General features: G+C 58.3%; 14 protein-coding genes and 1 pseudogene. 1 reads left to right on the top strand and 14 read right to left on the bottom strand.

The window, feature by feature from the left end; all coding sequences use genetic code 11:
• Positions 1–107: 107 nt before the first annotated feature.
• A complete protein-coding gene (locus CO666_RS23690) occupies positions 108–929 on the top strand; it encodes a MipA/OmpV family protein (protein ID WP_097614598.1) in 822 nt (273 codons plus the stop codon).
• On the opposite strand, the gene CO666_RS23685 is transcribed toward CO666_RS23690, so the two are convergent.
• The 14 genes and pseudogenes from CO666_RS23685 to CO666_RS23620 form a co-directional block, all read right to left on the bottom strand.
• Positions 870–2207 (bottom strand): SAM-dependent methyltransferase, encoded by a 1338-nt coding sequence (locus CO666_RS23685; protein WP_097614597.1) that lies wholly within the window; start codon positions 2205–2207, stop codon positions 870–872. The two genes, CO666_RS23690 and CO666_RS23685, sit on opposite strands and share 60 nt — an antisense overlap.
• Entirely contained in the window at positions 2207–2635 is a 429-nt protein-coding gene (locus tag CO666_RS23680; RefSeq protein WP_097614596.1) for an EamA family transporter, read from the bottom strand. Before CO666_RS23680 ends, CO666_RS23685 begins: the two co-directional genes overlap by 1 nt.
• Positions 2635–3780 (bottom strand): GNAT family N-acetyltransferase, encoded by a 1146-nt coding sequence (locus tag CO666_RS23675; RefSeq protein WP_097614595.1) that lies wholly within the window; start codon positions 3778–3780, stop codon positions 2635–2637. The genes CO666_RS23680 and CO666_RS23675 overlap by 1 nt, the downstream gene beginning before the upstream one ends.
• Positions 3761–4576, bottom strand: coding sequence for an alpha/beta hydrolase (locus CO666_RS23670; protein ID WP_097614594.1), 816 nt, complete (start codon positions 4574–4576; stop codon positions 3761–3763). The genes CO666_RS23675 and CO666_RS23670 overlap by 20 nt, the downstream gene beginning before the upstream one ends.
• A complete protein-coding gene (locus CO666_RS23665) occupies positions 4566–5438 on the bottom strand; it encodes a fatty acid desaturase family protein (protein ID WP_097614593.1) in 873 nt (290 codons plus the stop codon). The genes CO666_RS23670 and CO666_RS23665 overlap by 11 nt, the downstream gene beginning before the upstream one ends.
• Positions 5435–5788, bottom strand: coding sequence for a DMT family transporter (locus CO666_RS23660; RefSeq protein WP_097614592.1), 354 nt, complete (start codon positions 5786–5788; stop codon positions 5435–5437). The genes CO666_RS23665 and CO666_RS23660 overlap by 4 nt, the downstream gene beginning before the upstream one ends.
• Positions 5785–6738 (bottom strand): arginase family protein, encoded by a 954-nt coding sequence (locus CO666_RS23655; protein ID WP_097614591.1) that lies wholly within the window; start codon positions 6736–6738, stop codon positions 5785–5787. The genes CO666_RS23660 and CO666_RS23655 overlap by 4 nt, the downstream gene beginning before the upstream one ends.
• Before the next feature lie 4 nt (positions 6739–6742).
• Entirely contained in the window at positions 6743–8164 is a 1422-nt protein-coding gene (locus CO666_RS23650) for an aspartate aminotransferase family protein (protein ID WP_097614680.1), read from the bottom strand.
• A gap of 20 nt (positions 8165–8184) precedes the next feature.
• Positions 8185–8868 carry an MtnX-like HAD-IB family phosphatase gene (locus CO666_RS23645; RefSeq protein WP_097614590.1) on the bottom strand — a complete coding sequence of 228 codons (684 nt, stop codon included), beginning with the start codon at positions 8866–8868 and terminating at the stop codon, positions 8185–8187.
• A 164-nt stretch (positions 8869–9032) separates the two neighbouring features.
• A complete protein-coding gene (locus CO666_RS23640; protein ID WP_097614589.1) occupies positions 9033–10409 on the bottom strand; it encodes a sensor histidine kinase in 1377 nt (458 codons plus the stop codon).
• A complete protein-coding gene (locus tag CO666_RS23635; protein ID WP_097614588.1) occupies positions 10406–11062 on the bottom strand; it encodes a response regulator transcription factor in 657 nt (218 codons plus the stop codon). The genes CO666_RS23640 and CO666_RS23635 overlap by 4 nt, the downstream gene beginning before the upstream one ends.
• Positions 11063–11524: 462 nt before the next feature.
• A complete protein-coding gene (locus CO666_RS23630; RefSeq protein ID WP_097614587.1) occupies positions 11525–12538 on the bottom strand; it encodes an ABC transporter substrate-binding protein in 1014 nt (337 codons plus the stop codon).
• 263 nt (positions 12539–12801) lie between these two features.
• Positions 12802–13064, bottom strand: a pseudogene (locus CO666_RS34615) (SDR family NAD(P)-dependent oxidoreductase); the annotation flags it as partial.
• Positions 13065–13162: 98 nt separating this feature from the next.
• On the bottom strand, positions 13163–13342 hold the full coding sequence (locus tag CO666_RS23620; protein ID WP_245436839.1) for a hypothetical protein: 180 nt from the start codon (positions 13340–13342) through the stop codon (positions 13163–13165).
• Positions 13343–13649: the final 307 nt, after the last annotated feature.

The raw sequence follows: 13649 nt of genomic DNA, 5'->3' as shown, positions 1-13649 counted from the left end.
TCGGTGAACTCTTTGGCAAAACGCAGAAAGTGCGCTAAGAGACAGGGAAGCGGGGCTCTTCGAAAAAGGAATGGCCGCTGATGCTTGAGGCGTGGAGTAAGGCGTATATGATATCGTCGGGCTGGGCATCACTCCGCATCGCGGCGCTGTCGTTGCCCGTGATACTCGGTTTTCACCCGGCCTCGTGCCAGGATGCGAAATCCTCAAAAAGCCAATGGGTCGTGACACTCGGAGGATCCGTCGAATACGGTCCTTCCTATGAGGGATCGAAACACCATTCCTTCAGCGTCATGCCGTCTTTCGATTTCCGGCGCCTCGGAGAGGCGCCCCAATACGGCGCGCCCGACGACAATATCGACTATGGGCTGTTTGATATCGGCGGTATCGAAATCGGTCCTGTCGTCGGCCTGAGAGGCGGAAGGTCGCCATTCGATGATTCTGAACTGGAAGGCCTGCACTCAGTCCACTGGAACTTCGATGCCGGCGTCTTTGCGCAATATTGGCCGATAGAGGATCGTCTGCGCGTGCGGGCGGAAACACGTCAGGCCCTTTGGGGTGGCGACGGTCTGCTTGCCGATCTCTACCTCGATTGGTTCCAGCCGGTCGGTGATCGCTGGTTGGTGTCTGCCGGTCCACGTCTGTCCCTGGCCAACGCCATTTACATGCGCAACAATTTCGGGGTTTCCACCGGCGAGGCTGCCCGCAATGATCGCGTCGAGGCGTTCGACACAAACGGCGGACTGAAATCCATCGGCTTCACCGTGGCGGCCACCTATACGCTCTCGCCTGCCTGGAGCGTGCAAATATACGACAAATATAGCCGCCTTGTCGGAGATGCCGCCGACAGCCCGATCACCTCGAGGCTCGGCTCAGCCGATCAGAACATCATCGGTCTTACGCTCAACCGGTCCTTCCAGATCGGCTTCTGAGCACTGCACTGCCGCCCGTTCGTGGTCGCCGATATAGTCGCGCGTCACCGGGATTGCGTCGTTGCGTTTGCTCAATTGGATCTGGAAAACCACCAGATCCTCATGGAGGAATGCGGCTTCGGCGCTTGCAAGATAGTATTCCCACATGCGGCAGAAGCGTTCGTCGTAAAGTGCAGCGGCATCCTGCCAGCGCGCTACGAAGCGCTTTCGCCAATGGGCCAGCGTCCAGGCATAGTGGAGGCGCAGGACCTCGATATCGGTGACCGCAAGACCGGCTTTCTCAATTGCGGGAAGGATCTCCGACAGTGCGGGAATGTAACCGCCGGGAAAGATATACTTGTCCAGCCAGGGCGTGGTGAAGCCGGGGGTGGCAGAACAGCCGATCGTGTGCAAAACCATGATGCCGTCATCTTCCAGCAGTTCCGCGCATTTCTCGAAGAAGGCGCGGTAGGATGCCAGTCCGACATGTTCGAACATGCCGACCGACACGATCCTGTCGAAGCGTCCCCTCACGCTGCGATAGTCCTGAAGCGCAAACCGGACCCCTGCCTGCATTCGCTCGTGTTCAGCAAGCCGCTTCAGGGCGTAGCCATGCTGTTCCTCCGACAGGGTAATGCCGAGCACATGCCCGCCCGGCACATGCCGGGCCACGTGCAGGGCAAGTCCACCCCAGCCGCAGCCGATATCGAGCACGCTCTTGCCGGGCCCGAGCAGCAATTTTGCCGCCAGGTGCCGCTCCTTTGCGCGCTGCGCTGCCTCCAGTGACTGGTCGGGGCTTTCGAAATAGGCGCAGGAATATTGCCGGTCTGCATCGAGGAAGAGCGCGTAGAGCCGGCCATCGAGGTCGTAATGGTGGGCGACGTTGGCTTGGGAGCGGGCCGGCAGATTGCGATGGCGGAAGATGCGCAGCCGGGTGCGAGCACGATCGATCAGCCGGGCGATGAGCGGATGCCTGGCATTCTGCGACTCACGCAGCATCATCGCCAGGAACTCGTGGAGCGAGCCTTGTTCGATGAGAAAGCGACGATCCATATAGAGTTCGCCGAGCCGCAGATCGGCATCGGCGAGGAAGGCCCACTGCGCTGCAAGGTCGGCAAAACTGACATGCACCCGCTCTCCGGATCTGTCGCCGAAGGAAAGCTGCAGTCCATTGGATGTGGTGACGTTGAGACAACCACGGGTGACGATGCGTGAGAGCGCTCGCTTCATGATCCAGTTGCTGAACGCCGACGCCGCGGCTTCGGCATGACGGAGGACGAAATTCCGTGGTGGCCGCATCACCGATCCTCACTGACATGGGCGTGCGGAAGGACAGGTTCCGCATCATGGTCGCCGACAGAGCCCGTTTTTCCTGAGGCACCGGCGATCAGCCAGACGCCGGCCAGGATCAGACCGCTGCCGACAATCTGAAGATCGACGATCGGTTCGTCGAAAACGAACCAGCCGGTGGCAATGATCAGCACGTAGCTGATGCCTGAAAGCGGAAAGGCCTTGCTGAGGTCGAGTTCGGCAAGCACCGTCATCCAGATGAAGAAGCAGACAATCTCGACGACGATAGCGGCCAGGATCCAGTGCGACGTGAGCGCGGCGCTTAACCAGGTCGCGCCCTCGGTTGTACCGAGCTGCGTCGCGCCGAGCTTGATGAAGATCTGGAACAGCGTGTTGAGGAGAGGCACGGCAAGCCATCTCAGGCGCATCGATGTCATCACTTGGCCTGTTCTTGAGAGAAAAGTGGCGAAACCAGTCGCAGCAACGCCTGCAGCACCGAATTGCGGTGCCGAAAGTACATCGTGTTAGCCGTGAGCTGGCTGCCGAGCCTGACCTTGTTTTCGTAATAGGCCTGACCACTCTGATAGCGGGAAAGGCCCTTGCCGAGACAGTATCGAAGATTGGTGAACCAGCTTAGGAAATAGAGATTGTAAGGTCGTCCTTTCTCACCATCCATACAGAAGAACTTGTCGATTGCGACCTGGTCGTCATGGACAATCAGATTGGCGGCAAGCAGTTCGTCGCCGACGAAATAAAGGGCACAGAACGAGCGGTCAGCCATATGGGTCAGGATTCCCTCGAAATAGGCCGGCGTCAGTTCTTCGAACTGCCATTCGCTTCGATTCCGCGTGTCGTGATAGAGCGCCATGATCCGCGGCAGCTCTTTGTCGATATCGGTTCTGATTTCGACGCGGACGGCGTCGGAGGACTTCAGCTTGCGCCGCATGTCCTTGCGGGTACCTGCCGACAGTCTGCCCATGTAGTCGTCGATGGTCGTAAAATCGATGTCGAGCCAAGCGGACGGCAGGCCCCCTATTGCCGCATAGCGGCGCCTTGCAAACAGCACGCCGAATTCGGCAGCAATCGGTGCTGGAATATCCTTCATCCCAGTCAGCGCACAACCTTCTTCGGCCGCTAGGGTCTCGAAGGCGCACAAAAGCCCCGCAAACAGCCTCTCGCGACGCTCCTGCGGCACGTCGGGATGGAAGCCGATGGCGCCGGTTTCGGTGCAGGGTGAACCGAGACAGGCAAGCCTTAACACCAGGAAGCCCGGAGCGGACTGCCGGAGGCGGCGGATCAGCCGGCGCGCGATGCCATCTTCCAGTGTAGTGTCCAGCGCATAGGGACAAAGAAAAGCCGGCATCGCGGCACTAATCCTGCCGTCCTCGACGACAACGAGATAGCGCCACTCAAAATCGCCGATGCCGGCGCCTTCTATCGCCAGCAGGCAATCATAATCCTCGACATGGCCGCGGAAGCAGGCGTTCCACGCCTCGCGGCCGATGGCACGGATCGTGTCGTAGATCTGTGTGACTGGCTCTGTGTTTCCGGCAAGTGGACGATTATGCGCGAATTGCAGCATGGCTTGCCTCGAAGAAATCCGCCGTGAACGCCGCTACCTGTCGATGTTGACGGTCGAGATGGATCATGTGATAGCTGTCCTTGATCCACCTGAGTTCGTGCGGCCCGCCAAGATGCTCGGATATGTAGCGGGCATGTCTCGGGTTGCTCAGATCGTCTTCTTCCGCATGCAGGATCAGCGTCGGTGTCTGGATCTGCGGCAGGATTCCGCGAAGCGCCTTCCCCAGCCGATGCATTTCGACGATGCCCCGGCCCGGGAACTTGTCGAGCATACCTTCGCCGGCCATGCCTTCGACCATACGCCGCATTCGTTCGTCCTTGATGCCGAGTGATTCGTTTTCCTTGAAATTGAGGCGGTCGAGGAAGGGGATGCGGGACAACCATCCAATATGCGGTGAGAGCAGTGTGTAATGCCGCGGAACATCCCAGCCGTCATAGTGAAAGCACGGCGAATAGATGGCGACCGCTTTGATCAGATCCGGCCGCTGCTCGGCTGCGAGCAGTGACAGTTTGCCACCAACGCAGATGCCGGCCGCAAATATCGCATGGGTTCGCTCAGCCAGGAATTCGGATGCTTGCAGCGCACTTGTCAGCCAGTCTTCCCAATGGGTCCGGCGCAATGTCTTGATATCCTCTCCGTGACCGGCCAGCAGCGGCGCATGGACGCTGTAGCCGCGACGATTGAGCTGGCGGGCAACGAGCTTCATCTCGGCCGGCGCGCCGGTCAGGCCATGGATCAGCAGGACACCCTTGCCGTTTGTTCCTTCCAAGAAGAAACTCAAATCCTCAGACCTCATGCCGAAGCTCCGCCTCACGGTTTTCGGGGGCCATGAAGCCGAGCGCATGACAGGTGCTGATCACGTGCGTGCCGGCTCTTTCCTGTTCGCTCTTAATCTGTTCGTGCAGCGTTGCCAGCCGCGTCCAGTGGGTGCGTGGCCGGTAGTGATGTTCGGCATGGTAGCCATTGCCGAACCACAACCAGTTGTAGAAGGGCTTGTGGCTGCTGACGCCCCAGGCGATCGGCTCTTCCGGATTGCCGTGGAGGTGCTCGTAATAGCCGTTGAGCGAAGACAGGCAGTTGCCGGCATAGTAAAATGGCAGGAAGAAGAATACGGCTTTCCAGTCATAGATCATCGCGATGATCAAGAGGCCGAGAAAGGCGAGCAGCTCGAAGCGGCCCCATGCTGCATCGAAAGGACGCCGTTTGGCGATCGCCTTGTGGATATCGCCGAGACTGTCGCGGAAAAAGCTCTTCAGCGTGTAGGACCAGACGTTTTCCGGCCGGCCGTCGCGGCCGTGGCGATAGATCGACAGAAGATCGATTGTGTCGCCGTTCTCATCCGGCCGGTCACTATTCCCGGAGTGATGGCGCATATGCACCCAGTGGTAATAGGTCTGCGAAAAGCCGATTGCCACCGACTCCAGGAGGCTGAAGCCGTAATTCATCCAGCGAGGCTTGAAATAGGGCGTGTGGATGAAATTGTGCGAGATGCTGTTGATGTTCCAGGATATCGACACAGCATAAAGGCAGCCCAGGATCAACGAGACCCAAATCGGCCGGCTTTCGAAGCCGACGATCAGACTGACGTCGAAAACGAGATGCACGACGGCCGCCAACACGGGGGTGGCGTCCCATCTGGTATGAGCAAAGATTTTCATAGTCCGGTTGCTCCGACACAGGCCACGCCGGCGGTAACGAGAAACACGCCCGTCGCGTGGCGAAGGTTGATATTTTCCTTGAAGACAAATGCGCCCGCTGCGGCGGTCGCCACATAGCTGAGCGCCATCAGCGGAAAGGCGATGGTGAGCGGCACGCTGGCAAGCACGGCCGTCCAGGCAAGCAGTTCGATGGCCCAGAAGGCAATGCCGAGCCAGGTCAGCGGTTTGGTAAGCGTCGCCAGCACGGGGCTGTCGCTGGCAGCCTGCTTGAAGCAGACTTCGCGCACCGTTTCCGCCAGCACGCAGAAGAGGATCAGACCGAGCATCGGCAATGTGAGGCTGCCGGTCATCCCATCGATTCCGCCAAGACTTCCAGCAAAGCATGATTTGCAGCGCTGTTGATGTTGCGCACTGCATCGGCCGCCTTTCGCAGACGCGGTTGATCGATGAAGATTTCGGCCTGCTTGAGCAGACGGGTCGTGAAGCCGCCGGCATAGCTCGGCACCGAATAATCACCGATGACATCGGCACCAATGATCCGATGGCGGCTGCCGATCTCGCTGATCAGCGCCATCAGATAGGGCAGCCGCATGCGCCCCTGATCCCAGTTGGTCACGGCGTCATCGGCGGCGAGCACGTCCTTGTCGACCGTGACATAGACTGCTTCGGTGCCGATGCGGCTGAGGATCCGGTCGATGAAATTGTCCTCTCCGATCTCGGAGATGGAATTCCAGTGCAAGGCGCCTTTGTCCTGGTGGTAGCTCGGCCCGTTGCCATAATCGGCCTTCACGCGGCTAGGCGGATGCTCGTAAGGATAAAGTTCGAGCTTGCCTTGCCGCAGCCAGCCGAGATTGGCGCCCTTGCGCTCGGGATTGCGCAGGTCGTGGCTGCAGACCCCGATGGTGACGACCCTCTCGATATTGGGATTTGAAAGTGCGCTGTTGACCCACGAGCCGCAATGCATGCCGCCCTCGAAATTCACCCAGTCGGGGTGATTGTCGAAATGAACGAGCGTGGTCGAAACTGGACACCGCTCGAGAGCGGCATCGAGCAGCAGGGCGGTCACATGGTGGAAATCGCCCGAACCCATGAAAGCAAGGTACGGTCCTCTGCTGCGCGGCGGCAGCGATCGCGCTATGTCTCGGCTGAGCTCGGCAAGCATCTTCTGCCTGCCCCACAGTCTGATCGCCTTGCCGCTCAACTTGTCAACATGGTGGCACGCGCCCGCAAGCGTGCAGGCGCGCACGAAGTCCGGCTGCAACTCCAAAGCATCGTCGAGATGAAGGAGGAGAAGCTGCACGACACTATCTCCGGACCGCGCGCTTGAAGAGCTGGTCGAGCAGCGTCAGCGCCAGGTCGATTTCCTCGCGGGTAATCAGCAGGTTCGGGGCCAGCGTGATGACGTTTTTATGATAGCCGCCGACGTCGAGAACGAGGCCATAGGTTTTGTTGCCGACCTCAAGATCGCCCTTCATGCCCTCGTCGCAGAGCCAGTCCATCGTTGCCTTGTCAGGCGTGAAACCGTCTTCCTTGCAGATTTCGCATCTCAGCGCCAATCCGAGCCCATCGACATCGCCGACGATCGCATGGTGTTTCTGGAGCTGTTTCAGGCCATCGAGGAAATACGCGCCCTTGGCCATGATCGCGGCGCCGAAATCCTCCTCTTCCAGCATTTTCATGGTCTCCAGCGCGACGGCCGTGCCCATCGGGTTGCTGGCGAAAGTGGAATGGGTGGAGCCAGGCGGAAAGACCGTCGGATTGATCATTTCTTCCCTGGCCCAGACGCCCGACAGCGGGTTGAGCCCATTGGTGATTGCCTTGCCGAAGACAAGGATATCGGGCTGAACGCCGAAATGTTCGATCGACCAGAGTTTGCCCGTCCGGTAGACGCCCATCTGAATCTCGTCGACGACGAGCAGGATGCCGTGCTGGTCCAGAACCTTCTTGAGTTCCGTGAAGAAGTTCATCGGTGGGATGACGTATCCGCCCGTTCCCTGGATCGGTTCGACGTAGAAGGCCGCATATTCGGCACTGCCGACCTTTGGATCCCAGACGCCGTTATATTCGCTTTCGAAGAGGCGGGCGAACTTGCGCACGCAGTGCTCGCCATATTCCTCCTTCGTCATGCCTTTCGGACCGCGGAAATGGTAGGGGAACTCGACGAACTGCGCCCGTTCGCCGAAATGGCCGAAGCGGCGGCGATAGCGATAGCTGGAGGTGATGGCCGAGGCCCCGAGGGTGCGGCCGTGATAGCCGCCTTCGAACGCGAACATAAGGCTTTTGCCACCGGTATAGTTGCGCACGAGCTTCAACGAATCCTCGACCGCCTGTGAGCCGCCGACATTGAAATGAACGCGGCCCTTGCGCCCGAATTTGCGTTCGGCATCCTGCGCGATCATGGCGGCAAGCTCGACCTTTTCACGGTGCAGATATTGCGAGGCGACTTGCGGCAGGCGGTCGAGCTGTCGATGGACGGCGGCATTCAGCCTTTCGTTGCGATAGCCAAAATTGACGGCCGAGTACCACATCTGCAGATCGAGGAAGGGTGTGCCCTTGGCGTCGTAGACATAGGATCCCTCGCATTCCGCAAAGAATTTCGGCTCCGCCGCGTAGTGGACGGTATCGCCATGCGAGCAGTAGGCTTCTTCCATCAGCCGCAGTTCGGCCTCCGAGCGTTCGGATAGCGGGGACTTTTCGAAGAAGGTTTCGACATTCACAATGTTCATCAGATGCCTCTTGGTCTGGTTCATGCGATTTGGGATTGGGGGACCACGCGGCCTTGGCGCGCGATGCCTGTAAGGACCGTTTTCAGCTTCGAACGCAGGTCGGTGAAGTCGGCAAAGCCGATAAACGGGATGCCATGGTCGGTGCAGTAATCGGCGAGCTTGTCCTTGGCGAAGACAAGATCGGCCATGCCGGAAACGCAGAAATCGCTTCGTCCGTCCCCGATAAAGATGTGTGGTTCGATGCCCCAGATGACCTGGCATTTGCAGACACCCGAACCGGACAAGCAGCCGGTCGCCCTGGGCGCGGGCGAAAGGGCGTAGGCCTCGCGGCCGTCGACGAGCCGGCAGGAGAGGCGGTTGGCAATAACGGGAAGATCGTGGATGCCATTACGCAGCAAGACGTGTCGGATGAAATGGTCGACGCCGTCGGAGACGACGCTCACCGGCACGCCGGCCAGCCGACAATAGTCGAGGAAGGACTTGAAGCCGGGGTCGATGGCGACCGTATCAAGCAGCGCGCCGAGCTCGCTTGGGCTTGCGTGGATGAGTGCAATCTGCTGGCGCATGCAATCGGCCGATCCGATCAGCCCGTCCTTCCATTTCTGTTCGATCTGTTCCCATTCGGGATCGGCAAAGTGCGACAGCACGATATCCGTCACGTCCTGGATGGAAATCGTGCCGTCAAAATCGGAGAAAACCTGCATCAAATGCCCTTTCGAACTTTCTCGGCGGTCTTACTGGGCGCCGATGAGGCAGGACTGAAGGGAAAATGATCCGAAAATGAAATATGCGGACGCCGCGACCTGAAACGCCTGTGATGGTCAGTTTATTTAGGCTTTGATCGGGATCGGAAGGTATCGGTCCGGGTTCAGTTGTTCGGCAGTCGCAGCTCAACTCGCAAGCCGTGGCCCCAGACCGGTGTGGAAAGCTTGACCGATGCCGCAAGACGATCCGCCGTATCGGCGACGATGGCAAGCCCAAGGCCAGCGCCCTCGGCGCTGAGGGTGTCGAGACGATAGAAGCGCTTGAAGACCGCTTGACGTTCGTCGGGCGGTATTCCCTGTCCGCTGTCACTGATTGAAATCAGCCAGAAGTCAGCCTCCGCGGCGAGAACCACCTCGATCCGACCACCGGGTGGGGTGTACTTTATCGCGTTGTCCAGGAGGTTGCCGACCATCATCTGCAGCAACGATGCGTCCGTCCTCACCTCGACCGATTCAGGACCGTCCAAAGAGACGTCGAGCTTACGGCTGGTGATGATGTTGCCGAGTTCCGCGAGCGTCGATGCCATAAGATGGTAGAGACGAACAGGCATCGGATTTAGGGGATGGTGGCTAACTCTCGCAAGGCGCAGCAACTGCTCAATCAGATGGGTTGCCCGGTTGTTGCTGGTAACCAGATCGGCAATGATCGCCTTGCGCTCCTGTTCGTCGTCGGCGCTATCCAGCATCTGCAAGAGCAGTTTGACGCTTGCTTGCGGCGTGCGCAGTTGATGGGCGGCAAGATCCGAAAAGCGTCTTTCCAGCGTCAGCGACCGCCCGAGTTTGCCGAGAAGCTGATTGATTGAACGGCGGAGCGGCAAGAGATCCCTGGGCAGATCGCCGACCGGTATTTCTGAAAGGTCGTCGGGGGAACGGGTACGAATCTGGTGGACCAGTCCATGGATGGTGCGCAGGCCGTTATTGATGCCGAGCCAGATCAAGAAGCCGATCACCGGCACCAGTATGAGCAGCGGAAAGAAGAGGTTCAGCAGGATATTGGAGACCAACGTCTGGCGCAGCGAGATCTTCTCGCCGACTTCCATGACAATGCCGGAATTCGGGATCGGCAGCGAATAAACGCGCCAGTTCTCATTGCGATAGCTTAGGTTCGTGAAACCCGCCCGCTGGTGCGGCACGTCGGACAGGAATGCCGTGCTGCTGTAGAAGAGGATTTTGCCGTTTACCCAGGCGCGGAACATATGCGCGTCGGCGTAGTCGTCCGCGTCTTCGTTAAAGGCTAGTTGGTTGTCCATGCTAAAGTCGATGTCGTCGACCTGTTGCGGCGTGTGTTCTGGCAAATGCTGCAGCCGGTTATGAAGCAGGCTCCACAAAACGTTTGCATCGTTGATAAGTTGCGCGTCGTAGATGTTGTTGATCTCGCGCGTGGCGCTGTTGAAGGCGAAAGCTGCGATCACCATGATCGTCACCACCACGACTGGCGCGATCCTGAAGAAGAGCTTGCGCGTGAGGGTAGATTGGCTCATCGTTCGATCATGTACCCGATGCCACGGATCGATTTGATGAAATCGGTCCCGAGCTTCTTGCGCAGATTGTAGATCATCACCTCGATTGCATTACTTTCGACCGAGCTGTGTGCATCGTAGAGCGCGTATTCTATGTCGTTCTTCGTCACATAGCGGCCGCTGCGCTCCATCAAGAGCTTGAGCAGGTGAAATTCCTTGGCCGTGGTATGAATCTGCAGGTTGCCCTTGCGCGCGACCATTGCCGATGGATCTACTTCCACATCGCCGCACCGCAACAGGCTTTCGGTCCGGCCCTCACGGCGGCGGATGAGCGCACGCAGGCGGGCAAGCAATTCATCGAGGTCGAAAGGCTTGACCAGATAGTCATCCGCGCCCTCATCGAGGCCTTCGACCTTGCGCCTGACCGCATCAAGGGCCGTCAGCAGTAGGACGGGAACCGTGTTGCCCTTCCGGCGTATGCTCTGCAGGAGTTCGATGCCGCCAAGCTGCGGCAGGTTGATGTCGAGGATAACGGCCGCAAAATGCGAATGCTCCGCCGCTTCGAGTCCTGACTGGCCGTCGCGCATCCAATCGACGCCATAGGCATGTTTCTCCAACGCCTTCTTTAGGGATGAGCCAAGAATGCTGTCGTCTTCAACTAGCAGAATGCGCATTTTCGCTCCAAACCTTACTCAGGTAGAACGGCCGATGTGAGTTGCGATTTAAAGCATTGTTGTGGCGAGCAGCAACGGAAACGAGGGAACGGATTGTGATCCACTCAACAGCGACCATTGAGACGAATATGGGACGACATCGTATCAGCGTCGATCGAGGTGGAACATCGGCGGCCTTCTCATCGTGCTGGTGATCGCTACAGCAACGATGAGGCAAAGGCGCCCGGCGACCTCATCCGCTTCCCCTCCGTCGCAGGCTGACAAAGAGATGGTACGACCGCATCACCTCGCAGACGCAGGCCGGCGATTCCCTGAACATCGTCATCAACGCGGTCAACGTTGATAACCGAGAACGCGATAGGCGGACGACCTCAGCACGCTTGGAAGTCATACGCAAGACGGACGAAGCCATGATCGAGTGGGTGCCGCTTCCGAACGCGGTTCGGGAGCGGCACCACGGCCTTACTTGACGTTCTTGACGAAATCCGTCGTGTAAGTCTTCGAAAGGTCGATCTGCTTGTCTTTCAGGGATTTCGAAAAGCCCTGCAGGACGGCAAGCACCGTCTTCGGACCGTCGTCCGGCATGACACCGTCAGCCGTGAACATGGACTTGCCGCGGTCGAGAGCCTTGATGTAGCCGTCCTTGTCGCTGACGTAGAAGTCCTTCGGCATCTTGTCGGCGATTTCAGCGGCAGAATGCGTATTGATGTACTTCAGCGTCTTGACGAACGCATTGGCGAGTTTCTGCACCGTATCCTTGTGCGCCTCGACCCAGGAGCTTTCCATATAAAGCGATGCGGCCGGATAGGTGCCGCCAAGGGCCGCACGGGTATTTTCCATCGTGCGCATATCGACAAGGATGCTGGCTTCTCCGGTCTTCACCAGACGCGTGATGGTCGGTTCTGTCGTCATGCCGGCCTGGATCTTGTCTTGTTGCATGGCGGCGATGAAGGTTGCGCCTGCGCCGACAGGCACCGATGTTATATCGGAAAGACTGAGACCGTTCTTGACCGCCAGATATTGAGTCAGGAAATTCGTCGATGATCCCAATCCGGTCACACCAAGGCTCTTGCCCTTGAAATCTGCAACCGATTTGATTTCGGGATGCTTGGTGGATACCAGCTCAACTTCGCCGGGCGCCTGGCTGAACTGGACAACCGATTCGACGAACTTGCCCTTGCCCTGAAGATCGATGCAGTGGTCGTAGAAACCGACCACGCCCTGGACCGCGCCAGCCAGAAGCTGGTTTTCGGCATCGACACCGGCGGGCTCGTTCAGAAGTTCGACATCGAGGCCCTCGTCCTTGAAGTAACCCAAAGATTCTGCGAGCTTGGCGGGGAGGTAGATCTGCTTCTCATATCCACCAACCATCAGGGTAACCTTGTCGGCCGCACTGACTGTTCCTGCAGCCAAGGAGGTTGCAGCAAGTAACGTCGAAAAAGCAACAGTGTGCAAAAGTGCACGTGAAAAACGCATTGTAGTCTCCTCCGATACGGTGATTTACATCGCTTCCGTCTCACGTTGATCGTGTCTCCTCCACGATGCACCTTTTGCGTACAGCGTCGAACCTTTCAGCAAGCTTTCAGGACTTTTACAAATCCGTAAATAATACTGATCGACGAAGCTTACCCGCCTTGTCGATTTGTTGCGGGGCAAGAAAACCTCGTGGCTGCGGACTTCGCAATATCACTCTGCTGGCGGACTTGCTTAGCGAAGGGTTCTGCCCCTTCGCAAACGATCCTGCCGGAACCCGGCTCCGCCATCTTTGAATGCTGGTGGACAAGCATGCTTGCCGGCGTGACATTGGCAACGGCTGCCTGCAGCTTGTTCTTCCAGCCGCTGACGACGTCTCCTTCGCCGTCCATCATCGCGTCGTAGCCGATCCGCGCGACCTCGCCGGCATCGTCCTTTTTCGCCTGGCGATGGCGGTGTCCATGAGATCGGCTCGCTTAAAAAACTCGGTCTCCGTTGCCCTCGGCATGAGACAGCTAACGCTCACCCCGTCCACGATCTTCGGAACGGCACCGAAATCACAGCGGATATCACGCTTGCGTTTCCCGCTGGTCCGCGCGAGCGGCATGTGACAGGCGTCAGGGAGTGTTAGCCTTCGACTTCGCCATAGAGTTGGCCGCATAGCGTCAGTGATCTGCGCATGGCAGCGACCCGGTCCTCGGCATCTTTGGAAGAATAGGCCCAGACCTCGGTTGCCCAAGTCTTGCCGTCCATATCGTATTGCAGGGCAAACCTGTAGAGCCGGCGGTGATCAGCGTCGGTGGTCACGAAACCGGCATCAGGACCATCGCGATTGTTTCTGCCTCTGGGAAAACTTAGAACATTCACAACATGCTCCTCGGGTACATGGCATCGTCACGGCTCTTGGAACGACCGTGCCAAGCTCTAACCAGGCCTTCCGAATTTCGTTCCCTTCCATGTCTCGGGAAGGGGCGCTTGGACGGCCGAAAACGACGACCGCTGTAGGATATATAATATACCCTATCGTACCCTGTTTGGCATAATGCATGTTATGGAACAAAAAAACATATGAAATTATAACGACTTGGACTGTCTCTCGGCGTGGCTGCAAAGC

Origin of the sequence: Rhizobium chutanense (assembly GCF_002531935.1) — a bacterium.
In the GTDB taxonomy this organism is placed as follows: Bacteria; Pseudomonadota; Alphaproteobacteria; order Rhizobiales; family Rhizobiaceae; genus Rhizobium; species Rhizobium chutanense.
This window is presented reverse-complemented; position numbering and strand designations above follow the sequence as displayed.